Raw genomic sequence first — 24,804 nt, forward strand, 5'->3', positions numbered from 1 at the left:
ACCGATGCGTTCATGACGGCCGACCCCGACACTGTTCTTACTCCGAAGTCGGAGCCGGGGAAGCGGCTTGTGGCGCCGCCGGCGGCGACGCGCGACGCGCCGGGCGTTCCGCGCGATGGGCGGCACGGGCGGCTCTGCGTTCCTCGGGCGAAATCACCCCGTCACGGTTGGAATCCATCGCGTCGAACCGTTGACCCAGCTTGGCCGCCACGTCCGAAATCACGATGGAGCCCGCCTGACGTTCGGCGCCCGGGCGATCATGACGACCATGCCGGCCCATACGCGCGCCACGCTGGGGCTGGGCGGCTGCGGCGGCGTCGAACTCGGCCCGGCTGATCATGCCGTCGCCGTTGGCGTCCATCTTGGCGAAGCGGGCGTCGATCCAGCTCGCACGATGCGCCGCCTGTCCAGCGCGTCGCTCCTCGACGCTGACGACGCCGTCGTGATTCGCATCCAGAGCAGTCAGTCGGGCTACCCGCGCATCGACATAGGCCGCCCGTGTCTGAGGTGCGGCTTGCGCGTGTCGAGCGTGATGCGGCGCGGCCATGGCGGCGGCTGGCGGCGCAGGCGGCGTCTGGGCCGTGGCGGCCCCGGCGACGGCGGCCAGGGCGACGGCGCCCAGGCCTGCGGTGAAGGTCAGTCTCATCTCGATCTCCTTAGGGGCGAGATTGCGCCCCATGACGCCCTGTCAGGAGATTGAACGCGGCGGCTCCGAATCTCCGTCGCCCGCAGGTGAAGTCGCGCGCTCGAAAGCGCGCCGCGCCCGTGTTCTCAGATCGCCCAGTTCGACCTTCAGCGTCTCGAAATCCCGCGCGCCGGCGGCCTCGGCCAGGCGAAGCTGGAATACAGCGGGCTCAACCTCGGGATCGACGCGCCCCTCGAACGCCGCCGCCAGCAGATGCGCCAGCCGCTGCTGCACCCGCCAGGCCTCGGCCAGGATCGGGTCGCCGGACAAGGCTTCCAGGGTCGACAGGGTCAAGGGTCGGCCTGCCGCAGCGGCCTGCAACTGACGGAACTGGGCCGTGAACTCGGCGTCCACCTGTCCGCCCGGCGACAGCTTCAGGTCCCAAAAACCGTGCGGCCGCCGCTCCCGGTCCATCAGGGCGCGCATCCGGCGCACGTCGTCGGCCACATCGACGCCGGGGCGCGACCGCCGCAACGTCGCCTTGATGGCCTCGGCCACCTTCGCCCCGAAGGCCGGATCGCTGGCCCAGACGACCCGGGCGCGGGTCAGGACCATGAACTCCCAGGTCTCGGCCTCCGAAGCGTAATAGTCCTCGAACGCGCTCAACCGCACCGACACCGGCCCCTTGGATCCGGTCGGCCGCAACCGCATGTCCACCTCGTAAAGGCCGCCCTCGGCCGTATGGGCCGACAGGGCCGCGATCAGCCGCTGGGTGAAGCGGGCGTAGAAGGCCTCGGCGCTCCAGCCCTTGATCTCGGACAGGGCCTCGGGCGGCGCCTCATACAGGGTCATCAGGTCCAGGTCGGACCCCGCCGTCATCTCTCGCGATCCGGCCTTGCCCAGCGCCACCACCGCCACCGCCCCTGCAAAGGCGCCGCCCAGCCGCTCCGTCTCGGCCAGGGCCGCCGGCGACAGGGTCCGCATGGCGGCGTCGGCCAGGGCGGCGTAGGCGCGCCCCGCCGCCTCCGGCCCGGCCCGGCCGGTCAGGGCGTGGATGCCGATGCGGAACATCTGCTCTCGGTGCAGACGACGCACGGCGTTCATGGCGCCCTCGAAATCCTCGCTCTCGCCGGCCTCCCGCATCATCTGTTCGGTCAGTCCGCTCTCTTCCGACAGATCGGTCAGGAAGCGGGCGTCCAGCACCCCGTCCAGGGCCGCAGGCTGACGGACCAGGGTGCGCGCCAGGCGCGGCGCGAAGGCCATGACCCCCAGGACCATCCCGAACAGCTTGGGCTGGTTCAGGAACAGGGCCTGGACCTGAACCCCCGCCGCCAGACCCGAGAAGAAGACCGCGAACCGGCGAAAGGCGTCGTCAGGCGCGCCCGTCCGCGCCAGGGCCTCCAGCAGGCGCGGGGCCAGCCGGGTGAACAGTTCGCGCCCGCGTTCGGTGCGGGTCGCGGGAATGCGCCCATGATGCCAGCTGCGGATGGTGTCCGCGACCGAGGCCGCCTCGGTGAAGCCCATCCGGGTCAGGGTGGCCAGGGTCTCGGGATCGTTCTCGACCCCGGTGAATACCAGGCTGCCATAGCTGGAATCCAGCTCTTCCCCGCCCTCGAACAGTTCGCCATAGCGGGCGTTGACGCGGGCCAGCAGCGCCTCGACATGGTCGTCGAACGCGCTCAGATCCGCCCAGCCGGCCAGGGCCGCCACCGCCGCGCGCCGTCCGTCGTCCTCGGGCAGGCGGTGCGTCTGTTCGTCATCCAGCATCTGGACGCGGTGTTCCAGCCCGCGCAGTTCGACATAGGCCGCCGACAACTCCTCAGCGACGACCTGCGGCACATGGCCCGCCGCGGCCAGGGCCCGCAACGCCTCCAGCGTGCGGCCCGCCCGCAGCCCCGGATCGCGCCCGCCCAGGATCAGCTGCTGCGTCTGGGCGTAAAATTCGATCTCGCGGATGCCGCCGCGTCCCAGTTTCAGATTGGCGCCCGCCGCCTGCAGCCCCTCGCCGGTCTTGTGGACGTGGATCTGCTTCTTGATCGACTGGATGTCCAGGACGGCGGCGTAGTCCAGACTGCGGCGCCAGACGAAGGGGACCAGCGCCTTCAGGAACCGCGCGGCGGCCCGCGCATCGCCCAGGACCGGCCGGGCCTTGATGAAGGCCGCCCTTTCCCAGTTCTGGCCCACGCTCTCGTAATAGGCCAGAGCCATGGGGGCGGCGACCACCGGCGGGGTCGAGGACGGATCGGGCCGCAGCCGCAGGTCGACGCGGAACACATAGCCGTCGGCCGTTCGTTCGCTGAGCAGGGTCGCCAGCCCCTTGCCGATCCGATTGGCGAAATCCTGCATTTCTACGTCGTCGCGCAGCGCCAGGGTCATCAGGCGCGGCTCGAAGAATAGGGAGATGTCGATGTCCGAAGAATAGTTCAGCTCGTGGGCGCCGTGCTTGCCCATGGCCAGGCCGAACAGACCGGGGATCGGGCCGCGCGTCTCATCGGGCGTGACGATCAGCCGTCCCCGGGCCCGCTGCTCGGCGGCGACGGCGCGCAGGGCGGCGCGGCAGGCGGCGTCGGCGAACCGCGACAGGGCGCCCGTGACCTGATCCAACCCCCAGACCCCGCCTGTGTCCGCCAGGGCCGTCAACAGGTGCAGGTCGGCCTTCAGCACCCGCAGCGGGGCGCGCACGTCGTCCGGCTGGCCGTCCAGTGCGTCCGTCTCGCGCAGAATCCGCTCCAGGCCATCAGCTGCTTCAGCCTCCAGCAGGTGTCGCAGATGGTCAGGACGACGACGCATCAGTCCGGCCAGATAGGGCGAAGCGCCCGCCACGGGCGCCAGGGCGGGCCAGGCCGCGTCCAGGGTTTCGCGCCAGCCGTCCGCGTCGGCGGTCTGGATCAGGGTCTCCAGCAGGCGTTCGGCCGCCGCGGCGTCCACAACCGGACCAGCAGGCTTCATGTCGCGGTACAAGGGGACCGAGGATTCGTTATCGGGCATCAAATCATCCCGGCGGACGCCGGCGGCAACACCAGCGCCACCCGCAGCCCGGGGCCGAAGCCGCCGTAGGCGCCCGGCCCCTCGTCCAGCACCACCCGCCCGCCGTGCGCCTCGGCCACCGCCGTCACCAGCGACAGGCCCAGGCCCGAGCCGGGCTCGGTGCGGCTGTTGTCCAGGCGCACGAAGCGTTGGACCACACGTTCACGGTCTTCCTCCGGCACGCCGGGCCCGGTGTCGGTGACGGAATATTCGATCTCGCCCGACGACCGCCTGCGCGCCCGCAGCTTCACCGCCCCGCCGGCAGGCGTGTATTTGATGGCGTTGTCGATCAGGTTCGCCAGGGCCTGGGCCAGGAAGGGCTGGTTGCCCTCGATCATCAGCCCCTTCTCCACCTCGGCCGAGAAGTCGATGTCCTTGTCCTCGGCGGCGGGTTCGTAAAGCTCGGCCATGTCGGCGGCCAGGTCGGCGGCGTCCATCACCTTCGGGTCGGGCGCGCCGCCCGCCTGCAACCGCGCGATCGCCAGGACGGTGTTGAAGGTCTTCAGCAGATGATCCGCCTCGTCCAGGGCGATGCCCAGGGCGTCGACCCCGTCGATCTTTCCCGCCTCGGCGTCGATCAAGGCGACCTCCAGCTTGGCGCGCATCCGCGTCAGGGGCGAGCGCAGGTCGTGGGCGATGGCGTCGCCGGCGTGGCGTATCGAGGACATGGAGGCCTCCAGCCGATCCAGCATGGTGTTCAGGCCCTGGCCCAGTTCGTCCAGTTCGTCGCCGGTGTGACGCACGGGCGCGCGCACCTTCAGGTCGCCCTCCTGAACCGCCTGAACGACCTGGTTCAGCCCGGCCATCGACCGCTCCACCCGCCGGCTGATGTAGAGGCCGCCGGCCAGGCCCAGCAGCATGACCAGGCCCATCGCTCCCCACAGGGCCTGGGTCAGGCGCGACAGATATTCCTCGATCCCGCCGATGTCCTCGCCGACGAACAGGGTGTCGCCGCCGGCCAGGGGCATGACGACGCCGATGGAACGGCGGGCCTCCACCCGACCGTCGGCGTCGGTGCTGGTCAGGCGAAAAGTGCTCCATTCGCCCGCGCCCTCATGACGCGCCTCTTTCAGGTCGAAAGGCATGGCCGACAGATTGCCGGTGACGATCTTCCCGTCCGGTCCGGTCAGCAGATACAGATAGGGTCCACCCCGAATGGTGCGCTCCACCAGGGCCTGGTTGAGGGCGTCGATCCCCCGCGTCCGATGGATGGCGGTCAGGGCGCCCAACTCCGTCTCCACGTCCGCCCGCGCCCGCGCCTGGGCCTCCGACGCCGAGGCGAAATAGACATAGGCCAGGATCGCCCCCGCCGCCGCCACGAACAGCGCCAGGAACAGCAGCGTCAGCCGGAAGGGCGTGCGGCGAAGGAGAGACGGAAGGCGCATGCCGAAGGCTTACGCCTCCAGCCTGTATCCCGCCCCGCGCACGGTCTGCAGCATCGCGCGGTCGAAGCCCTTGTCGATCTTGGAGCGCAGGCGGCTGATATGCACGTCGATGACGTTGGTCTGGGGGTCGAAATGATATTCCCACACCTTCTCCAGCAGCATGGTGCGCGTCACCGACTGGCCGGCGTGGCGCATCAGGAACTCCAGCAGCTGAAACTCGCGCGGCTGAAGGTCGATCTCGGTCGTGCCGCGATGCACGGTGCGGCCGATCAGGTTCATCTCCAGGTCGCCGACCTTCAGAACCGTCTGCACCCCGCCCGTCTCGCGGCGGCGCGCCAGGGCCTCCACCCGCGCGATCAGTTCGGCGAAGGCGTAGGGTTTGACCAGATAGTCGTCGGCCCCGGCCTTCAGGCCCGTGACCCGATCCTCGACCTCGCCCAGGGCCGACAGGAACAGCACCGGCGTCTGGTCGCCGCCCTTCCTGACCGTCTCGACCATGCCGACCCCGTCCAGGCGCGGCATCATCCGGTCCACCACATAGACGTCGTAACCGCCCTTTTGCGCCTCCAACAGGCCGAAGGCGCCGTCCACGGCGTGGGTGACGTCATGTCCGGCTTCGGACAGTCCCCGCACCATGGCGGTCGCCGCCTCGGCGTCATCCTCGACCACCAGAATCCGCATGAACCCCTCCCGGAATCAAAATCGCCGCCGATGGTAGCGCATCGGCGGCGATTGACGAGTTAAGGCTTGGTCAGAATACCGATCAGTTCTTGTCCTGAAGCGGCAACACCACAGGCGAGTTTCCTCGCGGCGTCCGCATCAGCAGAAGAATCCCAGGTCGTCCAGCGGACTTCACAGCCTCGACCGCGCCCTTGAGATCGGCGGCCGAACCCACGCTGCGGCCGTTCGCCTGAATGACGACCATTCCAGGCTGGAAGCCCAGGCGGGCGGCACGCGATTGCTGTCCGACGGCAGTGACGACTAGGCCTTGAACATCGGCCGGCAGACCGAAGCGGCTCCGTAGCGCTGCATTGACAGGCGCGACGGTCAGACCTTCCACAACCTCGCCTGCTGCGGCGCCCGGGTTCGTCGGACCACCAGATTCATCATCCGAGCCAGCGCTTGCCGTCTCAAGATTCGCCGGCCTAGATCCCGAACGGACGTTGATCGTCTGACGGCGACCTTCCCGCAAAAGTTCCAGTCGCAGAGTGTCGCCGGGCTTGGCCGAACCGACGGCGCGCGTCAGTTCAGAAGAGCTTTCGATCGCGCGACCGTTCAGAGAAACGACGACATCGCCGACCTGCAATCCACCTCGTGCGGCAGGACCGTCTGGCGTAACTTCCACGACATAGGCGCCCTTGGTCGAAGCGGGTAATCCCAGGCTCTCACGATACTCGTTGGTCAAGTTGCCGATCTGGACCCCAAGGTAGCCACGCTCGATGCTTTCACCGCGCATCAAGCGCTCGGTGATCGACTTGGCCGTTTCCGCCGGAATGGCGAAACCGATGCCGACCGACCCCCCCGATGGCGACAGGATCGCGGAGTTCACGCCGATGACGCGGCCGTAGATGTCGAAGGTCGGCCCCCCCGAGTTGCCGCGGTTAATGGCGGCGTCGATCTGAAGGAAGTCCGTGTAGGGGTTCTCGTTGCCGCCGATGTCGCGGGCCTTGGCCGAGACGATGCCGGCCGTCGCCGTTCCGCCCAGGCCGAAGGGGTTGCCGATGGCGATGACCCAGTCGCCGACGCGCGGTTGGGCCGTTTCCTCGAAGCTGACGTATTTGAAGTTGTCGCCGTCGACCTTGATCACCGCCAGGTCGGTCGCCGGATCTCGTCCGATCAGGCGCGCGGGCAGTTCGCGGCCGTCCGACATCTTGACCTTGATCTCGGTCGCGTCGGCGACAACGTGGTTGTTGGTGACGATATAGCCGTCCTGCGAGATGAAGAAGCCCGAACCGGCGCCCTGGGCCGTGCGGGGTTCGTCGTCCTGGCCTCTTTGGCCCTGGGGCGGGACGAACTGGAACGGCAGGCCGGGAATCTGGAAGGCGCCGCCCTGGGGCTGGTCCACCTTCACCGTCACGTCGATCTGGACGACGGCCGGGGCGACCTGTTCGAAGATGGTGGCGAAGCTGCTGGGCGCGCCCGGCGGCGGGGTGAAGGCGTCGCCGTTGGCCGGGACCGGGGTGATGCGGTTCACCGCCTGCGGCTCGGCATGGGCGCCGGGCCAGCTCATGAAACCGCCGGCGGTCGCGGCCGCCGCCAGGGTCAGGCCGGCTGCGGCCCCCAGAATGAACTCCTTGCGCTTCAGCATCGTGGTCCTTGCGATCCTCTGTCCGGCGCAGAATAGCCGGTTTCGCGTTTGATATAGGCCAGGGCGGCTCGGCGCCAAAATCCCAGCCGCCGATCGTTGTTCCCGACTAGCGCCCGTCGTGAGGCGAGGTTGCGTCAGGATCGCGGCGAAGCTTCTCATTTCGGAGAATGTTTTCCAGACGGCGTTCCTCTTCGGCCGACAGGGGCGTCGGCTCCGCCACACGCCGACGTGCGTTCAAAGCCAAGGCCGCGCCGGCCGTCAGCACCAGGGCGAACGGCCCGAACCACAACAGCCAGGTCCCGATTCGCATCGGCGGGGTGAACAGCACATAGTCGCCGAACCGCCGGACCAGATCGTCGCGCACCTGTTGATCCGTGGCGCCCGAGGCGATCTCCTCGCGGATCAGGCGGCGCATGTCGCCCGCGACGCCGGCCGGACTGTCGGCGATGGCCTCATGCTGGCAGACGACGCAGCGGACGCCCTTGAACAGGGCCTGGGCGCGGGCTTCCTGGGCGACGTCGGTCAGGGGACGATCCGGCGCGGCCGGGGGTTCGGCCGCCGTCAGCATCAACGCCAGGATCGGCGCGGCGGCGAGGAGCACAAGCCGCCTCAAGCCGTCTTCCTCCGCCGCGCCACGCCCACCCTCAGACGACGATCCATGAGCGACAGCAGGCCGCCCAAGGCCATGATCGCCGGGCCCAGGAAGATCAGCCGCGCCCAGGGGTTCCAATACAGGCGCACCACCCAGGCCGGCTGTTCCGGGCTGCCCGCCCTCTCTCCGATCACCACATAGACGTCGTCCAGCCCCCGGAAATCCAGCCCGACCTCGGTCGTGGTCTGCCCCCCGGCGGGAAAGAAGCGCCGTTCGGCCGTCACCGTCTCGGCGCGCCCCCGGCCGTCGGCGCGTCGCACGGTCAGCCGGCCCTGTTCGGCCAGATAGTTCGGCCCCTCGACGACGTGGACCTGATCCAGCGTCACCGTCCACGGCCCGGCCGACACGCTTTGGCCCAGGGACAGGGCGCGTGCGGCCTCGGCCTTGAAGCCGGTTTCGACCACCGCGCCCAGGATGAAAACCCCCAGGCCCAGGTGCGCCAGGGTCATGCCCCAGGCGCCCAGCGGCAGGCCCTTCAGGCGACGCAGCGTCTCGGCGCCCGGCGCGCGGAACAGGCGCACCCGCTCGACGACTTCGGACAGGCTGCCCAGGATCAGCCAGGCGCCCAGGCCGATCCCGGCGGCGGCCAGGGCCTTTCTCGGCTCCCCCAGGGCATAGGCCGCCAGGGTGACCAGCACCGACAGGCCCGCCGCGAGGCTCAGCCTCTGAAAGGCGCCGGGCAGATCGCCGCGCTTCCAGGCCAACAGCGGCCCTGCGGGCAGGATGACGAAGGCGACCGTCATCAGGGGAACGAAGGTCGCGGCGAAATAGGGCGGTCCGACCGAGATCGTCGCGCCCGACGCTGCCTCCAGGATCAGAGGATAGAGGGTGCCCAGCAGCACGGTCGCTGCCGCCGCCGTCAGGAAAAGATTGTTCAGCACCAGCGCGCCCTCGCGGCTGATCGGCGCGAACAGGCCTCCTCCCTTCAGCTGGGGCGCGCGCCAGGCGAACAGGGCGAAGGCGGCGCCCGCCGTGACGCCCAATATGGCCAGCAGCATCATCCCGCGCTTTGGATCGACGGCGAAGGCGTGAACGCTGGTCAGCACCCCAGACCGCACCAGAAACGCGCCCAGCATGGAGAAGGTGAAGGCCAGCAGGGCCAGGAACACGGTCCAGCCCGCCAGCGCCCCGCGCCGCTCGGTGACGACCGCGCTGTGCAGCAGGGCCGCCCCCGCCAGCCACGGCATGAATGACGCATTCTCGACCGGGTCCCAGAACCACCAGCCGCCCCAGCCCAGTTCGTAATAGGCCCAGAACGACCCCAGGGTGATGCCGACCGTCAGCAAGGCCCAGCTGGCCAGCGCCCACGGCCGGACCCAGCGTCCCCATGCCGGCCAGAAGGCCGTCTGCGCCCGCCCCTCGATCAGGGCGGCGACGGCCAGCGAGAAACAGACCGAAAACCCGACGTAGCCCGCGTAGAGCAGCGGCGGATGCACCGCCAGCGCCGGGTCCTGCAACAGGGGATTCAGCGACGCGCCCTGGAACGGCGCGGGGTCAAGGCGGGTGAAGGGGCTGGAGGTGAAGACGGCGAAGGCCAGGAACAGCGAGCCCAGCGCCCCCTGCACCGCCACCGCCGAGGCCTTCAGCCCGAACGGCAGGCCGCGCGCCCGCGCCAGCGCCCCGCCGAAGACGGTCAGGACCAGACACCACAGCAGAAGCGAGCCCTCGTGGCTGCCCCAAGCGCCCGCGACCTTGTACAGCATCGGTTTGTCGGTGTGGCTGTTGGCCGCGACGTTGGAGACGGAAAAGTCCGACACCACGAAGGCGTAGATCAGGGCCGCGAACGCCAAAGCCACCGCCCCCGCCGCCGCCAGGGCCGCGCCCTGGGCCGCGCCGGCCAGCACCGGACTGCGCCGCACCCGCCCGGCCGCCGACAGAACCGTCTGCAGCCCCGACAGGCCCAGGGCCAGGGCCAGGGCGAAAGCCCCGAATTCCGCGATCATAGGGCGGTCGATCCGCGCGTCGGGGCAGGCGGCGCCGCGCCTTCGGGCCGCCACTCGCCCTTGGCCTTCAGCCGGTCGGCGACTTCGCGCGGCATATAGTTTTCGTCGTGCTTGGCCAGGACCTGGCGCGCATGGAAGGTGCGGTCGGCGCCGAACGATCCTTGCGCAACAATCCCCTGCCCTTCGCGGAAGAGGTCCGGCAGATCGCCGTGATAGACGACGCGCGTCGTGGCGGCGTTGTCGGTGACGGAAAAGGCCACCACGCCGTCACCGGACTTGTGCACGCTGCCCGTCTCGACCAGCCCGCCCAAACGGATGGCGCGCCCCTCGGGGGCCTTGTCCGCGGTCGCTTCGGACGGAGAATAGAAGAAGGTCACGCTATCCTGCATGGCCCACAAGGACAGGCCGACCGCCAGGGCCAGGACCGGGCTCACTGCGGCGACGACCCACAGCCGACGACGCGCCTTGGGCGATTTGGGCAGCCAGCTCATGCGACGAACGCTCCGCCAACGGAGAAGGGAACGGACGCATATAGCCGGGGCGTGAACGCGCTCCAACGCATCATCGAGCCCGCCCCCCAGCGTCCGTCGGGGGCATGCGCCGTTCCAGGTCCAGGCGGCGCGGATCGGCGGGATCGAGAGCCGCGATCAGCGGGGTCCACATCAGGCGGGTCGTCCGGGCGTCCCCGCGCGCCAAGGCCGCCTCGCCCAGGAAAAAGCGGGCGCCCAGTTGACCCGGATCGAGGCGAACCGCCTGCGCAAAAGCCGCCTCGGCGTCGCCGCCGATCTTGCCGTCGTTGGCGCGAACCAGGCTTTCGCCCAGCCGCGCCCAGGCCTGGGCGTCCTTCGGTTGGATGTCGATCAGCCTGCGAAAGGCCGAGGCCGCGCCCAGCGGATCGTCGGCGGCGAAGCGCGCCGCGCCCAGCATGGCCAGGGCCTGCGGGTCGCGGGGCTTGTCCCGCACCACGCGCGCGGCGACGGCGGCCAGTTGCGGCGACTCCAGCGTCTCCAGCCGCGTCGCCCAGTCGTCGACGCGGCGTTCATAGGCCTGATCCGGCAGTCCGGGCGCGCCCGTGGCGACATAGAGGCCCAAGGCGCCCGCCACCGCCAGGGCGACGCCGCCCAGAACCCAGACTCGGTCGCGCGCGCCTGCAACGGGCGCCGCCGTCGCCTGCATGGCCAGCAGCCGGCGACCGGCCTCGGCGCGCGCGCCGGCGTAGGCCGCGTCATCCAGCAGACCGCGCGCTTTCAACCCCTCCAGTTCCTCGATCTCGCGCGCGCCCGCCTGGCTTTCGACGGTCGCGCCCGGATCGGCGCCGCGCCGCGCGCCGGCCAGCACCAGCAGGGCGGCCATCGCCGCCGCCAGTCCTGTCATCGTCCAGAAAGCGATCATCGCCGCCGTCTAACGCATCAATCGCCGGCGGGCGAGGCCCCCGTTGACGCGGGTCGCACGGCCCGCGCCGTTTCGGCCGCCGCGGCGCGGCGACGGATCGCCCGCGCCGCCTCCAGCGCCTCGATCACCGTCAGGAACCGCGCCGCCACGCCGACCAGGCGCAGCGCCTGGTCCGGATCGAGCGCTTCGGCGTCGGCGATGCTGTCCAGCGCCTCGTTGGCCCAGGCGGACAGATAGTCCGTCAGTTCGGTCGTCAGAGCGGACCGGTCGGATTCGCAACCGAAGACGTTGGCCGCGCCGCGCATGGCCGTGACGGCGGACAGCAGGCCCGCCGCCGTCTCTATCGCCTCACCTTGGCAGGGCGCCTCCAGCCACGGCGACATCCGCTTCATCCGGCCGGCCAGAACCTGTCGTTTCATCGGCAAGGCAGCGTGGACGGCGGCCTGGGTCGATTTCATCAGCCCCGACATCTGGCCCGACACCTGAATGCGCGCCAATCGCGCCGACTTGCCCCAGGGCGAGTCCGGCCGCACCTGCAGGCTCATGTCCAACTCGGCCAGAACCCCCGCGCACCAGTTCACATCGTCCACCAACGCCAGCATGGCCGCCTCGCCCTGTTGAGGCCGCATGACGGCGATATGTTTGACCCGCGCCTGAACCGAGACCAGTAGGCGTTCGACCAGAACGCCCATTTCCGAATGGCTCAAAATCGCTTCGCGGTCGGCCAGACGACTGGTCCGCGTCACGACCCGCAGCATCCGCTCTGCGTCCGGGACATGGGCGAACATGATGTCGATCATGCGCCGCCCGCCCTCGGGGGACACGGCCAGACAATCCTGGATAAGCAGTCGAAGACCCGCCAGCTGGGTGTCGTCCGGGCGCTCCAGCCAGACCGCCAGACGCGGCAGGGCGCCGCGCGCCAGGGGCGTCAGATCCAGACAGCCGGCCAGTTCGACCGGCGTGGACGGGGGTTCTCCCTCGGCGGGGCGCTGACAATCCGGCCATATGTCATAGGGTCGATCCCGAAGGACGGCCGACGCCTTGGCGCACAGCCGATCGGCGACCAGGGTCCATTCGCCCTCCGTCGCGACCACCCCGTCCAGCAGGCCCAGGAAGGCCTCTTCTCCCTTGCGCGCCTCGCGCCACAGGCGTGCGTACAGCAGGGGCGGAAAGGTCAGGGCGGAAACGCCGTCCGCGCGTGGGCGAAACAGGGGCGTCAGGGGGCCGAAGGCGACATCGCGGCGGGCGCGATCGCGAATCTCTTCGGCGATCAGGGCTTCCAATTCCGCCGCCTTGGCGCCGGTCAAGGTCTTCACCCCCAAGGCCAATTGCGCCAGTTGGTCGTCCGAACAGGCCTGGACGATCGCCTCCAGCGCAACGCGGTGCTCTACGGACAGCGAAGACAATACGGACCCCGTCAAGAACGCGACGTTCCCGTCACGATGCCTGCAACCCGTTAACAACGACTTCACCCCTTGAGCGGCGCGACAGGCGCGCCATATTCCCGCCACGACGACGCCCGGCGCATCCGCCGCCGGCGAAGGGAACGCCGATGCCGGTTATCGAGATCGAAGGCCTGACGAAGACCTACAAATCGGGGCTTCAGGCGCTGAAACGCATCGACCTGACCATCGACAAGGGCGAGATATTCGCCCTCCTGGGCCCGAACGGGGCGGGCAAGACGACCCTGATCTCCATCGTCTGCGGCATCGTCACGCCGACGACAGGCACGGTGGTCGCCGACGGTCACGATATCCAGTCTGACTTCCGCGCCGCCCGCACCAAGATCGGCCTGGTGCCGCAGGAACTGACCACCGACGCTTTCGAGACGGTCATGGCCACTGTCACCTTCAGCCGGGGCCTGTTCGGCAAGGCGCCGAACCCGGTCTTCATCGAACGGCTGCTGCGCGACCTGTCGCTGTGGGACAAGCGCGACGCCAAGCTGCGCACCCTGTCGGGCGGCATGAAGCGGCGCGTGATGATCGCCAAGGCCCTGAGCCACGAGCCGGACATCCTGTTCCTAGACGAACCGACGGCCGGGGTGGACGTGGAACTGCGTCGCGACATGTGGGCGATGGTCAGGACGCTGCGCGAACGCGGCGTCACGATCATCCTGACCACCCACTATATCGAGGAGGCCGAGGAGATGGCCGACCGCGTGGGCGTCATCCTGAAGGGCGAACTGATCCTGGTCGAGGAAAAGACCGCCCTGATGAAGAAGCTGGGCAAGAAGACCCTGACGCTGAACCTGGTCGAGCCGCTGGACGCCCTGCCCTCCGAACTGTCCGACTGGGACCTGACGCTGAAGACCGACGGGGGCGAGCTGGAATACAGTTTCGACGCCAACGCCGAAGACACCGGCGTCCCCTCGCTGATCCGCCGGCTGGAGGGGCTGAACATCGGCTTCAAGGACCTGAACGCCCGCCAGAGCTCGCTGGAAGACATCTTCGTCAGCCTGGTTCACACGAACGGAGCCGCCGCATGACCTTCAACGCCTACGGCGTCTGGGCCATCTACCGCTTCGAGATGGCGCGCGCGCTGCGCACCCTGTGGCAGAGCGTGGTCACGCCGGTCATCACCACGGCCCTGTATTTCGTCGTCTTCGGCGGCGCCATCGGCAGCCGCATGCAGGAGGTCGGGGGCGTGCCCTACGGCGCCTTCATCGTGCCGGGCCTGATCATGCTGAGCCTGTTCACCCAGTCGATCTTCAACGCCTCGTTCGGCATCTACTTCCCCAAGTTCACGGGCACGATCTACGAAATCCTGTCGGCGCCGGTGTCGTCGCTGGAGATCGTGCTGGCCTATGTCGGGGCGGCGGCGACCAAGTCGGCGGCGCTGGGCCTGATCATTCTGGCGACGGCGGCCTTCTTCGTGCCGCTGCAGATCTTGCATCCGTTCTGGATGATGGCGTTTCTGATCCTGATTTCGGTGACGTTCAGCCTGTTCGGCTTCATCATCGGGGTCTGGGCCGACGGGTTCGAACAGTTGCAGATGATCCCCATGCTGATCGTGACGCCGCTGACCTTCCTGGGCGGCGCCTTCTATTCCATCGACATGCTGCCGGCAGGCTGGCGCACCGTGAGCCTGTTCAATCCTGTCGTCTATCTGATCTCGGGCTTCCGCTGGGCCTTCTACGGCCAGGGAGACGTGGCCGTGGGGATCAGCCTGGCGGCGACGCTGGGTTTCTTCGCCGTCTGCCTGGCCATCGTCATGTGGATGTTCAAGACCGGCTATCGGCTCAAGAACTAGACCGTCACGAAACCGGCCAGATCGCCAGCGATTAGAAGACCATGTCCGACGATACCAAGACCCCGTCCACGCCTCAGCCCTTCGCCCGAAAGCCGGCGCAGTGGGGCCGCATGCCGGCGACCACCTTCCATGTCGGACCCGTGCCGGTGGCGCCCAATCCTCTGGACCGCATTCCCGATCCGCCGCGCCGCGCCGCCCCGAAGCCGGCGCCTGCCCCGGCGCCCAGCCCGATCCAGGGCCGGTCCCTGGCCGAAGGGCGCGCGCCGACGCCCGCCGCGCGCCAGGGCGGCATCCTGTCGGGCTCCCTGATCCCGCAGGCGCGACCTGCACCTGCCGTCCCCGAGCCCAACGTCGCCGCGCCGACGCCGAACACGCCGGCCGACCTGACGGTCCGTCCCCTGCCCGCTGCCGAGCCGGCCACGCCGAAAGCAGTCCCGGCGCCGGAGCCGGCCCGCCCCGTCCGCGTGGCGGAGACGCCGCCCGTGGTCGAAGCCGCATCCGTCGCCCCGACCTTGGCGCGACTGGATCGTGGAACCGCCCGGTCCTCGCGTGCGCCGCTGCTGATCGGCGCCGCCGTGGCGCTCCTGCTGGTCGTCGGCGGCGGTCTGTGGTTCGCGCTGAAGCCCTCGCCGGCTCCGACGCCTGCTGCTGCGACGCCAACGGTCGAGTCTCTCGCCCCGGTCCAGCCCGCCGCCCAGGCGCCGATTGAAACTCCGGCCCCCACTCCGACGCCGCCGTCGACCGCCGTCGCCGCGCGGCCTGCCCCATCCGTCCCCGCGCCATCGACGTCCACGCGCCAGGTCGCCGCATCTTCGCCGACGACGCCGGCCTCGCGTCCCCAGGCGTCGAAGCCGGCCACGCCTCAATCCAACCCGACCGCGGCTGCGCCCCCGCCGGCCGCGACGACGACCGAAACGCCCGTGGTGGTGGTGACGCCGCCCGCCGCAGCCCCGACCCCGGCGCGTCAAACCCAGGCGGATCCGAACGCGCCGATCGTCACCCGGCCCCAGCCGCTGGACTGACGGGAGATCAGGCGGTGCGGATGATTCCGCCCGCGACCTGAACCGGCCAGGGCGTCAGCCGCCCCCCGGCGCAGGGGCCGCCCTTGCATTCCCCGGACAGCGGTTCGAACACCGCGCCGTGCCAGCCGCACAGGATCAGCGAGGCGTCGGGCGCCAGATAGCGATCCAGCTCGATGGCCAGCGGAAAGCCCGCATGCGGGCAACGGTCGACCCAGCCGGCGACCGCGCCGTCCTTGCGCACGACGAAACCGTGAAAGAAGGCCTCCCCGATCTGCAGCACGAAGCCGCGCGATCCGGGATCGGCGATGTCGGCCTCGGCGCACAGGGCCACGCCCGGCGGGGTCTTCCAGACCCGTTTACGCTCCTCGGTCAGCGCGGCGTCTTCTTCAGACACGTTCGGCCTTCAGCGGACGCGACAGCAGGCCGTCGATCAGGCCGTCCACGTCGATCTCTCCGGCCAGCAGAGCGGCGACTCCTTCGGCGATCGGGATTTCCACGCCAAGGCGCGCGGCCAGTTCGCGCACCGCGGGCGCGCTCTCATAGCCCTCGGCCACCGACCGTTTGCCGGCCAGGGCCTGCTCCACCGTCTGTCCCTGCCCCAGGGCCAGACCCAGGCTCATGTTGCGCGACTGCGGGCTGGAGCAGGTCAGGACCAGATCGCCCAGGCCGCACAGGCCCGCCACAGTCTCGGCCTGGGCGCCCATGGCGACGGCGAGGCGCGTCATTTCGGCGAAACCACGCGTGATCAGGGCGGCGTGGGCGCTGCGGCCCAGCTGGCGGCCTTCGGAAATGCCGCAGGCGATGGCCAACACATTCTTCAACGCCCCGCCCGCCTCGGCCCCGATCAGGTCGGTGGCCAGGTAGGGGCGAAAGCCCGGCGCCGACAGGGTGTTCAGCAGCGCCTGGCCCAGCACCGGATCGGCGCAGGCCAGGGTCACGGCCGTCGGCAGGCCGCGCGACACCTCGGCCGCAAAGCTGGGGCCCGACAGGACGGCGGCCGGCGCGTCCGGCAGGGTTTCGGCCAGCACCTCGGTCATCAGCTTCATCGTGCCGCGCTCCACCCCCTTGGAGCACAGGACCACCGGCACGCCGGCGCGATGGTGGGGGGAGAACGCCGTCAGGGTGGCGCGCATGTGCTGGGCGGGCGGCACGGCCAGGATCACGTCGCAACCGCCCAGGTCCGCCAGGTCGGCGGTGAAGCGCAGACTCTCGGCCAGAGGCACGTCCGGCAGATAGAGCGCGTTCATCCGCGTCCGTGTCAGGGTCTCGACCAACTGCGGCTCGCGCGCCTGAAGGATGGTGTCCAGCCCCGCCCGAACGCAGACCTGGGCCAGGGCCGTGCCCCAGGCGCCTGCGCCGATGACCCCTGCCGTGCGGAATTCCATACGCCCTCCCGAGGCTTGTTTATCGATCACGCCTTGGCGCCCTTCCGACCCGGCTTATGCGAAGGATCGGACAGGGCGCGCGCTTCGTCCAGCGGCCATCGCGGCCGGGCGACCACATCGATGTCGCTGGTCAGGCCCAGCGCCAGCCGTTCGGCTCCTGCCAGGGCGATCATCGCCGCATTGTCGGTGCAATAGGCCATCGGGGGCGCCAGGAAGTCGAAGCCGTGTTTCGCCGCCGTCGCCTCCAGCACCGCGCGGATCGTCCTGTTCGCCGCCACCCCCCCGGCCACCACGAACAAGCGATGATCGTGCGTCGCCGCATAATCCGCCAGCGCCCGCTCCGACCGGTCCGCCAACTGCCGCGCGATGGCGTTTTGCACCGCATCGGCCAGGTTCGCCTTGTCCTGTTCCGTCTCGCACGTCTGGGCGATGCGGAAGGCCGCCGTCTTCAGCCCCGAGAAGGAGAAGTCGCAGTCCTTGCGCCCCAGCAGGGCGCGCGGCAGATCGATGCCGGACCCGTCGCCCTGCATCGCCAGCCGCTCCAGCGCCGGCCCGCCCGGATAGCCCAGGCCCAGGGCCTTGGCGATCTTGTCGAAGGCCTCGCCGGCCGCATCGTCGATGGTGGCGCCGATCCGGCTCATGTCGCCGACCCCGCGCACCTCCAGAAGCTGACAATGACCGCCCGACACCAGCAGCAACAGGAAGGGATAGGCCACCTCCGCCCCCAGTCGCGCCGAGACGGCGTGTCCCTCCAGATGATTGACCGCCACCAGCGGCAGATGACGCGCAAGGCTGACCGCCTTGCCGTAACTCAGCCCCACCATGACCCCGCCGACCAGACCCGGCCCCGCCGTCGCCGCCACCCCGTCCAGCGCGCTCCAGTCCAGTCCGGCCTGGGCCATCGCGCGGCGGGTGACGCCGTCGATCATCTCCACATGGCTGCGCGCGGCGATCTCCGGCACCACCCCGCCATAGGCGGCGTGATCGTCGATCTGGCTGTGCACGACCGAGGACAGGACCTCGGCCCGCCCGCCGCGATCCGACGGGTGCAACCGCACCACCGAGGCGGCCGTCTCGTCGCAGCTGGTCTCAAGGCCCAGCACCGTCAGGGCTTCGCCAGGACGGGGGGGGACATCCCGTCCAGTTGCCGCTGCGGCGCCGCTGCTATAGTCGGCGGAACTCTCCATCGGGCCGAGGTAGCGACCCGACGACCGGTACGCAACGCTCATGACCTTTCCTCTCCGCATCGGCACCCGCCGCTCCAGGCTGGCCCTGGCCCAGTCCGGCATGATGCAGCGCGCCATCGGCCGCGCCCTGGGCGTGCCGGAAAGCGAGATCGCGGATGCCGTTCCCCTGGTCGAGATCGTCACCACCGGCGACCGCATCCAGGACCGCCGCCTGCTGGAACTGGGCGGCAAGGCCCTGTTCACCAAGGAGATCGAAGAAGCCCTGCTTGACGGCCGCATCGACATCGCCGTCCATTCGATGAAGGACGTGCCCGCCGAACAGCCGCCCGGCCTGTGCGTCGCCGCCACGCCCGAACGCGAGGACGCGCGCGACGCCTTCATCAGCCGCGACCACGCCGCCTTCGACGACCTGCCGACCGGCGCGCGCCTGGGCACCGCCAGCCTGCGCCGCCAGGCCCAGGCCCTGGCCCTGCGTCCCGATCTGAAGATCGAGATGCTTCGCGGCAATATCGACACCCGGCTGCGCCGCGCGGCCGAGGGCGAATTCGACGCCATCCTTCTGGCCGTGTCGGGCATGACGCGTCTGGGCGTGACCGACGCCATCCGCGAAAAGCTGTCGCTGGACGCCTTCCTGCCCGCGCCGGGCCAGGGCGCCCTGGCGCTGCAGACGCGCGAGGCGGATATGCACGCCCCCTGGGTCGCAGCCCTGAACCACCCCGAAACGGCCATGGCCGTCGAGGCCGAACGCGGCGCCATGCTGACGCTGGAAGGGTCGTGCCGCACCGCCGTCGGCGCCCATGCCGTCATCGCCAACGGCGTGCTGCGCCTCACCACCGAAATGCTCAGCCCCGACGGCTCGGCCCGCTGGCGCCGGACGGGCGACCTGCCCGCACCCAACCCCGACTCCGCCCGGGCCCTGGGCCTGCGCCTGGGCGAAGAGGTGCGCGACGCCGCCGGCGATCAGGAGGTCGATCTCGCGACCTTGGACGGATGAGCGCCCGGGTCTGGATCACCCGCACCCGGCCCGGCGCCGACCGCACGGCCCAGCGTCTGCGCGCCCTGGGTCTGACGCCCGTCGTCGCCCCTCTGTTGACCGTCCAGCCGCTCGCCCCCGCCCTGCCCGACCTGGACCGCTACGCCGCCCTGGTCTTCACCAGTCCCAACGGCGTCGCCGCCTACGCCGCCCTGACGCCGCGCCGCGACCAGCCCGTCTTCACTGTAGGCGACGCCACCGCCGCCGCGGCCCTCGCCGCCGGCTTCCCGCAGGTTCGATCGGCCGAAGGGGATATCCACGCCTTGGCCCGCCTCATAGCCCTCCAACCGGCGGCCGGACCGATCCTGGCCGCCATCGCCGAAAACCCGGTCGCCGACCTGGCCGCGCTGACGCGCGCGCAGGGCTCCAACATCGTGATCGACGCCCTGCCGGTCTATCGCACCGTCCCAACCGACCCTTCCGCGCCGCCCCAGGTGGACGCCGTCCTGGTTCACTCCCCTCGCGCCGCCCGCGCCCTGGCCGCCCACGGCAACAATGCTCTGGCCGAACGCCTCGTCGTCTGCATTTCGCCCCAGGCCGCCGCCCCTTTGATCGCGCTGAGCCTCCACCCCGCCATCGCCGACGCCCCGAACGACCCGGTTTTGCTCGCAACCTTGCAAGAGGCGCTTGGCAAGCGCCGACGGCCCGTATAAAGAGCCCCTCTCGCGCGGGCACGCCCGCCGACCGGAGCCGCTTTAGCTCAGCCGGTAGAGCACCTCATTCGTAATGAGTGAGTTTTCTACGGTCGTTTTAGCGGTATTCGACACGTTACCAGTCCCGAATGGGCCACGCCGCTTTAGCTCAGCTGGTAGAGCACTTCATTCGTAATGAAGGGGTCGCCAGTTCGAGTCTGGCAAGCGGCACCACCTCCTGTTTCCCTGTGATGAGCTTGGTTGCGGACTGGTTTCAGGACCGGATGGGGTTGATGTTGTGGGTGAACCTCAGACAGGTTTTGTCTGAGCCGCTGCGATCCCGAGTTCGTCTCCCTCAACGTCCAACAACTCCTGCACGGTGGTGTCGAGCGCCGTGGCGATCCGCTGCAATCTGACGATGCTGGGATCAGCCTGGCCTATCTCCAGCCGCCGAATGTAGGCGACCGGGATGCCGGTCCTCGACGCCAGCATCTGCGGGCTGAGCGCCGCTGTTTCCCTGAACACCATCACTCGCTCCCCCACTGCGGAGAGGAACGGCTGCGATCTTGTCGGCTCGTTCGATGACGCCAAATCGACTTCCCTGAGACCAATGATCAGCCCTCTTGGTCGGCGTCCACGTCCGGGGTAACGAGGGCAACAGGGGTCGTACCGAGCGCTTGCGATAGTTCGTACAGGCTCAGAACGGTCAGGTTTTGCAGTCCGTTTTCGACCTGGCTGATGTACCGCTGATCAAAATCACAACGGGCGGACAGCTCTTCTTGGGTCAGCCCTTTGGCCACCCGCAAGCGTCTCACGTTCCGGCCGATCACCACCCTAATATCCATCCCTCATGCGTTGACGGCGGAACACGGCTGAGTTTATTCATTGAAGTGAATATCACGCCGTTGTCTCACCCTACCGCCCGAGCGGAGGAAGCTTCTGGTTGATTGGGGAGGGGCAATGACAATCAGATACCTCGTAGTGGCGATGACCCTCGCCGTATTCGCAATCCCGCTGAGCGCCGAAGCGCAATCAAGCTTCGATTGTCGTCGTCCCAGATCAGATACGGCAGCCACGATCTGTCGAGACCCTGATCTGGCAGCAAGGGACCGGCAGATTGACCTAGCTTACCGCAAAGCTCTTGATCAGGCAGCCGACCCGGATCGGGTCCGGGATAATCATACGGCGTGGGCTAACAGCCTGGTTGGATGCGGAAGCGACCGACAGTGCATTGCTCAGGCTTATGCAGAGGAGCTAGCGCAGCAATACATGGAGCGATTTGTTGCGCCCTGGGCGAAGGACGGTAGTCGCGACAACGCACTGGCCCGCATCTTCCAAACCGATCGTGCGTCGGTCGAACGGTCGATGGAGGCCGTTGTCGACGCCGTCAGAACCGGTCTGTTCGCTTCGGATCGCCGCGCGCCCGCAGTGCATAAAGATAGCGCATCCGCTTCGATCCCTCGGCCACAAGATAACGAACAAATGGCATCTCGCCATCGTGGCTTTGGATGCCGCTTGGAGTCTCCAGCAAGAGAAGCGGCATATCCCAAGTACCGGCATTCATTGCACGCGCAGTAGGATTCGGCCCAAAGCCTTGGTGGCCGTTGAAAACCTTATAGTCATTGTCGGCATCAAACGGCCCACCAAACTCCATGTGCGCATGCTCTAGGACGTGGTCCCCAGACCATTTCTCCAGCCGCCAAGTCAGGTCAGCAAGGTGGACGAAGGCGGTGTAGGAGTGGGTCCAATGGCGATAGATCCATTGTTCCGCTATCCTCGGCTCCAAGTGCGCCAGCCGATCGCGATTTCGTTCCCACCAAACGCCGAAGGGCTCCTTTTCCACATCGCCTTCACCTTCCGGACGCAGCGCTGGATCCCAAACCCGCTCGCGCCGACCGCGGAGATCGAGCACCGCGCCTCTAAGCCCAGCCAAAGTGATTGCGAACCGCGCCGTTTGTTTCGTTGGGCGCGGTCGAGTTATCTGCCCAAAGGGTCGGGACACCGAAGCGAGACAGATGGCTCCGGCTATCTTCAGGCGACATCAAGACTAGGCGTTTGAGGTCCCACCCCGCGCGAACGAAGTGCGAGAGGTAGTCCTCGGCTGAAGGGCAAATCCAAGTCCGCTTGCCTTTTGTCCAAGGAACAGGATCGAACCGCATCGCAAACAGAAGATTGATACAAGCCGGTTCGATCGGCGGGTGTTGCTTCGCGACCGACCTGATCCATTTATCGACCTCAGCTACGGTTTCGGCCGGGGTCCAACCGGCCTCCTGCAGGGCCATGACCTTGCAATGAACATCGATGTAGCCGCCGCCACGCAACAGGACGGACGACACCTTACTAACGCGCCCGCCATTCTGCTGAGAAACGAGGGCTTTGACCGTCGGCGACTTGCCGACACCGCTCTCGCCGATAATGGCCCAAAGTTTGGGACGACACGTGGTCATTGTCTCACCGATCGGCAGTGGGCTGCGGGGTAGGTTCCAGTTCCCCGATCTCTCGCAGCTGCGGAAGCTCCGCGCGAATGGCGCGCTCCACTTCGGCTTGGTTGGAGGTCCAGACCGTGCCGTCATCGAAACGGATCGCCCGTACGTACGCGATGCCGAAAAAGGCATCTTCGTCACGAAGCCCGATCAAACCATCCCCATCAGTTTGACCGGGTGCCAAGGCAGACCAGTTCGCGCTGTTGTGCCCGGGGACGAGCCACCGCCCTCCCGAGCCTGAGATCGGCCGGTTGAAGGGGTCATAGAACAGCATCACCACTTCGAACGCGATGATCGGTTTAGAGCCCGTGTTCGCCCATTTGAGTTCCCGAACAAACCGCGTCGACCGGTCGCGATAGGTGTTTTCGAACTTGAAGTCCGACAGGGTGAGATGCTCGGACGCATTGTTGATTATGACAGGCTTCCGCCCGGCGAAATTCGACCCGGTCATTTGCGCCATGGCCGGAGTGTGGAGCGAGACGGCCATTATGAGCGCGGCGATGGCGGCAAGCTTCTTCAACATCATTTTTCTCCGTTACGTTTCATTGTCCGTGCGGACGCTCACCAACGATCCTCGTCGGGCCGGTCCACTTCCTGTTCTTCGGCATAGGCAATGCACCCTTCTTCAAACGACATGCTGTTACCCCCGCAGTCGCCCGGATCGGTGACGCCGTTCTCCTCTGCCCAAGCCCAGCCCGCATCGTGCCCCGAACAGCCTTCGGTGCAGCCGTAAGGTGCGACGGCATCCTGATACCCGGAACTGACGTAAGGCTCTGGCGTCACCGAGTCATCGGCCGCATAGGTAGACGGCGGAGTGGGCGCATAAGTCGAATAATCTGCGTCCGGGGCTTCGGCCGGACTGTAGCTTGAATAGTCTGCCTCAACCTCCGTCGGCGCTTTGTCGCGCGTGCATTGCCAGGCCACAGCCCCGACGAAAGCGATCACAATCCACGTGCCGCAACCATTATTGTTGCTCACAGCCATTTCGCCACGCCGCCATGCCCGGAGCACCGGCCGCGGCGGCTTTGGGAATAGCTATACGTTCCATCCTGACAACGAGCCGTAGCGCCTGACGTAATGCTAGAGCCGCTCAATAACCCTTGCGCGGTGCCGCTATGCGGGCGGCGCGGTGATGAAATGCAACTGCCTGCGGTGTTCCGATAGTAGCCGGAACCACATGACTGCGCCTCTGCCGGAACAGCACAAATAGATGCCGAAAACGCCAAACACGCCAAAAAGACTTGAAGCTGCACGAGCCCTCCCCAGGACGTCGCCACCATAGCCAGCAACCATTACGGGAGTCCAGCTCAAGCGCTAATGATCTTTGGATCGACCGGATCACCTATAAACCGGACCAAGTGCCAGACAGAGCTAGCTGCGCTCCGCCTGCTGAAGTTGTCTGGCCCCTCTGCACCACCGGCATCCCCATCCCCAACCTGACAGCTTCAGACCTTATTAAATGGCCTCTTCGCTTCGCTCATCGGCGCTCCTTCGGAGCATTCATGGGGATATAAAGTCTCTCTTAGAGGTGTTCCCAGAGTGTCTTTGAGCTTTAGACAATACTCTATAATCAAGGCCGGACGGGTGTCTGGCCAAGCGTGAAGAGCGAAGTTCTGGGGCGAGCGCTGCCTCTAATGGGTTATGGATTATCCCCGCTTCCGCAGGGACAGTCGCTCGCAATCCAGAATGATCAGTGGGTGTTGAGAAGGTCGAACCGCTCGGCAAAATCGTCGAGAGTGCGAATGTCCTTCTGTATGTAGCTTCGAACGCCCTTGAAATCGTGGATTGGCCGAATGTCCTGGGCCTCACGACGACGGAAATGCGGATCGCCATCGATCCATGTCTGGATGATCAACTCGGGGATCGGAGTGGGGCACGGGTTGGCCTTCAGGCTCAGTGAGTCGTCCGGCACACCGACGAGCATATGGGTGTGCAAGCCGTCGTTGGCGGTCAGCTCCTGAACGGCGAGGGTGCGGAGACGAACCTTCTCGCCATCTCGGCCACGTTTGAATGCGGTTCCAAACAGCCTGCTATTGACCCGATTAAAGGTCTCCCGGACTTCGTAAGAGAAGGTCTCAGGCGATAGTCGGCGCTTCGTGGTCAGGGTGACGAAGTAAGTCTCCAGGCACGAGCAGATGGCCCGCTCGGTTTTGATCAGGCGGGGTTGGTCTGGGTGAAAGTATGGATTTGTGTTTGACATGAAAAATGCGGCCGCAGCGGCAAGCTGGGGCTTGTTGAATTTTGATTATGGAGAGGGAGTGGGCACGGCGAATGGCCAGCCCCGAAGAGCCTTAGTGTGTTTGATATGTGGTGGGATTGGTTGGGGACGTGATGACAATCTCCAACTTCGAATTATAGCCGATCCCGCCTCTAAAATCTCAATAAAATCAACACAGACGACGAAAATCATTCCACAAAATCTGTGAAAATAATCGTCTTAAATCAATGCATTATGAGCGTTTTACCTCATTCGTAATGAGG

At 67.6% G+C, this 24,804-nt stretch carries 26 protein-coding genes and 1 tRNA gene; 6 read left to right on the forward strand and 21 right to left on the reverse strand.

Going from position 1 to position 24,804, the window contains the following annotated elements:
- Positions 1 to 37 precede the first annotated feature (37 nt).
- From ACWPV3_RS15725 to ACWPV3_RS15770, 10 genes are all read right to left on the reverse strand, one after another.
- Positions 38 to 646 carry an EF-hand domain-containing protein gene (locus tag ACWPV3_RS15725; protein ID WP_453978450.1) on the reverse strand — a complete coding sequence of 203 codons (609 nt, stop codon included), beginning with the start codon at positions 644 to 646 and terminating at the stop codon, positions 38 to 40.
- Between the two features lie 42 nt (positions 647 to 688).
- The gene (locus tag ACWPV3_RS15730) at positions 689 to 3,613 is read right to left on the reverse strand and encodes a bifunctional [glutamine synthetase] adenylyltransferase/[glutamine synthetase]-adenylyl-L-tyrosine phosphorylase (RefSeq protein WP_453978451.1); all 2,925 of its coding nucleotides are present in this window, start codon (positions 3,611 to 3,613) and stop codon (positions 689 to 691) included.
- The gene (locus ACWPV3_RS15735) at positions 3,613 to 5,037 is read right to left on the reverse strand and encodes an ATP-binding protein (protein WP_453978452.1); all 1,425 of its coding nucleotides are present in this window, start codon (positions 5,035 to 5,037) and stop codon (positions 3,613 to 3,615) included. Before ACWPV3_RS15735 ends, ACWPV3_RS15730 begins: the two co-directional genes overlap by 1 nt.
- A 9-nt stretch (positions 5,038 to 5,046) precedes the next feature.
- Entirely contained in the window at positions 5,047 to 5,718 is a 672-nt protein-coding gene (locus tag ACWPV3_RS15740) for a response regulator transcription factor (protein WP_292086882.1), read from the reverse strand.
- Between the two features lie 82 nt (positions 5,719 to 5,800).
- Positions 5,801 to 7,345: a Do family serine endopeptidase gene (locus ACWPV3_RS15745; RefSeq protein ID WP_312734302.1), complete on the reverse strand. Its 1,545-nt coding sequence runs from the start codon at positions 7,343 to 7,345 to the stop codon at positions 5,801 to 5,803.
- Between the two features lie 106 nt (positions 7,346 to 7,451).
- Complete coding sequence (locus tag ACWPV3_RS15750; RefSeq protein ID WP_313454522.1) at positions 7,452 to 7,958, reverse strand: cytochrome c-type biogenesis protein; 507 nt, start codon at positions 7,956 to 7,958, stop codon at positions 7,452 to 7,454.
- The gene (locus tag ACWPV3_RS15755; protein WP_453978453.1) at positions 7,955 to 9,940 is read right to left on the reverse strand and encodes a heme lyase CcmF/NrfE family subunit; all 1,986 of its coding nucleotides are present in this window, start codon (positions 9,938 to 9,940) and stop codon (positions 7,955 to 7,957) included. The genes ACWPV3_RS15750 and ACWPV3_RS15755 overlap by 4 nt, the downstream gene beginning before the upstream one ends.
- Complete coding sequence (ccmE, locus tag ACWPV3_RS15760) at positions 9,937 to 10,431, reverse strand: cytochrome c maturation protein CcmE (protein ID WP_453978454.1); 495 nt, start codon at positions 10,429 to 10,431, stop codon at positions 9,937 to 9,939. The genes ACWPV3_RS15755 and ccmE overlap by 4 nt, the downstream gene beginning before the upstream one ends.
- A 70-nt stretch (positions 10,432 to 10,501) precedes the next feature.
- Positions 10,502 to 11,332, reverse strand: coding sequence for a c-type cytochrome biogenesis protein CcmI (gene ccmI, locus ACWPV3_RS15765; protein ID WP_453978455.1), 831 nt, complete (start codon positions 11,330 to 11,332; stop codon positions 10,502 to 10,504).
- Between the two features lie 17 nt (positions 11,333 to 11,349).
- Entirely contained in the window at positions 11,350 to 12,738 is a 1,389-nt protein-coding gene (locus ACWPV3_RS15770) for a hypothetical protein (RefSeq protein WP_453978456.1), read from the reverse strand.
- Positions 12,739 to 12,884: 146 nt separating this feature from the next.
- Here ACWPV3_RS15770 and ACWPV3_RS15775 point away from each other — a divergent pair, with 146 nt between their 5' ends.
- From ACWPV3_RS15775 to ACWPV3_RS15785, 3 genes are read left to right on the forward strand one after another with little or no spacing between them, the layout of a single operon-like run.
- Positions 12,885 to 13,817 carry an ABC transporter ATP-binding protein gene (locus ACWPV3_RS15775; RefSeq protein WP_453978457.1) on the forward strand — a complete coding sequence of 311 codons (933 nt, stop codon included), beginning with the start codon at positions 12,885 to 12,887 and terminating at the stop codon, positions 13,815 to 13,817.
- The gene (locus tag ACWPV3_RS15780) at positions 13,814 to 14,581 is read left to right on the forward strand and encodes an ABC transporter permease (RefSeq protein WP_453978458.1); all 768 of its coding nucleotides are present in this window, start codon (positions 13,814 to 13,816) and stop codon (positions 14,579 to 14,581) included. The genes ACWPV3_RS15775 and ACWPV3_RS15780 overlap by 4 nt, the downstream gene beginning before the upstream one ends.
- A gap of 41 nt (positions 14,582 to 14,622) precedes the next feature.
- Positions 14,623 to 15,603, forward strand: a complete 981-nt coding sequence (locus ACWPV3_RS15785; protein ID WP_453978459.1) for a hypothetical protein — start codon at positions 14,623 to 14,625, stop codon at positions 15,601 to 15,603.
- A 7-nt stretch (positions 15,604 to 15,610) separates the two neighbouring features.
- Here the strand turns inward: ACWPV3_RS15785 and ACWPV3_RS15790 are convergent, their stop codons facing one another.
- Genes ACWPV3_RS15790 through tsaD form a run of 3 tightly spaced genes read right to left on the reverse strand, consistent with a single transcriptional unit; the run spans position 15,611 to position 18,217 of the window.
- A complete protein-coding gene (locus tag ACWPV3_RS15790; RefSeq protein WP_453978460.1) occupies positions 15,611 to 15,997 on the reverse strand; it encodes a Rieske (2Fe-2S) protein in 387 nt (128 codons plus the stop codon).
- Positions 15,990 to 16,988 carry an NAD(P)H-dependent glycerol-3-phosphate dehydrogenase gene (locus tag ACWPV3_RS15795; protein WP_312734318.1) on the reverse strand — a complete coding sequence of 333 codons (999 nt, stop codon included), beginning with the start codon at positions 16,986 to 16,988 and terminating at the stop codon, positions 15,990 to 15,992. The genes ACWPV3_RS15790 and ACWPV3_RS15795 overlap by 8 nt, the downstream gene beginning before the upstream one ends.
- Before the next feature lie 26 nt (positions 16,989 to 17,014).
- A complete protein-coding gene (gene tsaD / locus ACWPV3_RS15800) occupies positions 17,015 to 18,217 on the reverse strand; it encodes a tRNA (adenosine(37)-N6)-threonylcarbamoyltransferase complex transferase subunit TsaD (RefSeq protein WP_453978461.1) in 1,203 nt (400 codons plus the stop codon).
- Here tsaD and hemC point away from each other — a divergent pair.
- The 3 genes from hemC to ACWPV3_RS15815 all read left to right on the forward strand — a co-directional run bounded on the left by hemC (position 18,216) and on the right by ACWPV3_RS15815 (position 20,074).
- Positions 18,216 to 19,169, forward strand: a complete 954-nt coding sequence (gene hemC / locus ACWPV3_RS15805) for a hydroxymethylbilane synthase (RefSeq protein ID WP_292086868.1) — start codon at positions 18,216 to 18,218, stop codon at positions 19,167 to 19,169. The two genes, tsaD and hemC, sit on opposite strands and share 2 nt — an antisense overlap.
- On the forward strand, positions 19,166 to 19,861 hold the full coding sequence (locus tag ACWPV3_RS15810) for a uroporphyrinogen-III synthase (RefSeq protein ID WP_453978462.1): 696 nt from the start codon (positions 19,166 to 19,168) through the stop codon (positions 19,859 to 19,861). Before hemC ends, ACWPV3_RS15810 begins: the two co-directional genes overlap by 4 nt.
- A gap of 137 nt (positions 19,862 to 19,998) precedes the next feature.
- A tRNA-Thr gene (locus ACWPV3_RS15815) sits at positions 19,999 to 20,074 on the forward strand.
- Between the two features lie 75 nt (positions 20,075 to 20,149).
- On the opposite strand, the gene ACWPV3_RS15820 is transcribed toward ACWPV3_RS15815, so the two are convergent.
- From ACWPV3_RS15820 to ACWPV3_RS15855, 8 genes are all read right to left on the reverse strand, one after another.
- Positions 20,150 to 20,368, reverse strand: coding sequence for a helix-turn-helix domain-containing protein (locus ACWPV3_RS15820; protein ID WP_453978463.1), 219 nt, complete (start codon positions 20,366 to 20,368; stop codon positions 20,150 to 20,152).
- An 86-nt stretch (positions 20,369 to 20,454) separates the two neighbouring features.
- Positions 20,455 to 20,673 carry a helix-turn-helix domain-containing protein gene (locus ACWPV3_RS15825; protein ID WP_453978464.1) on the reverse strand — a complete coding sequence of 73 codons (219 nt, stop codon included), beginning with the start codon at positions 20,671 to 20,673 and terminating at the stop codon, positions 20,455 to 20,457.
- A gap of 554 nt (positions 20,674 to 21,227) precedes the next feature.
- Positions 21,228 to 21,752, reverse strand: coding sequence for a hypothetical protein (locus ACWPV3_RS15830; protein ID WP_453978465.1), 525 nt, complete (start codon positions 21,750 to 21,752; stop codon positions 21,228 to 21,230).
- 7 nt (positions 21,753 to 21,759) lie between these two features.
- On the reverse strand, positions 21,760 to 22,287 hold the full coding sequence (locus tag ACWPV3_RS15835) for a hypothetical protein (protein WP_453978466.1): 528 nt from the start codon (positions 22,285 to 22,287) through the stop codon (positions 21,760 to 21,762).
- 4 nt (positions 22,288 to 22,291) lie between these two features.
- Complete coding sequence (locus ACWPV3_RS15840) at positions 22,292 to 22,846, reverse strand: hypothetical protein (RefSeq protein WP_453978467.1); 555 nt, start codon at positions 22,844 to 22,846, stop codon at positions 22,292 to 22,294.
- A 38-nt stretch (positions 22,847 to 22,884) separates the two neighbouring features.
- On the reverse strand, positions 22,885 to 23,307 hold the full coding sequence (locus tag ACWPV3_RS15845) for a hypothetical protein (RefSeq protein ID WP_453978468.1): 423 nt from the start codon (positions 23,305 to 23,307) through the stop codon (positions 22,885 to 22,887).
- Entirely contained in the window at positions 23,298 to 23,603 is a 306-nt protein-coding gene (locus ACWPV3_RS15850; RefSeq protein WP_453978469.1) for a DUF3761 domain-containing protein, read from the reverse strand. Before ACWPV3_RS15850 ends, ACWPV3_RS15845 begins: the two co-directional genes overlap by 10 nt.
- 410 nt (positions 23,604 to 24,013) lie before the next feature.
- Complete coding sequence (locus ACWPV3_RS15855; protein ID WP_453978470.1) at positions 24,014 to 24,523, reverse strand: hypothetical protein; 510 nt, start codon at positions 24,521 to 24,523, stop codon at positions 24,014 to 24,016.
- Positions 24,524 to 24,804 lie beyond the last annotated feature (281 nt).

The organism is Brevundimonas sp. Marseille-Q4549 (assembly GCF_976940555.1).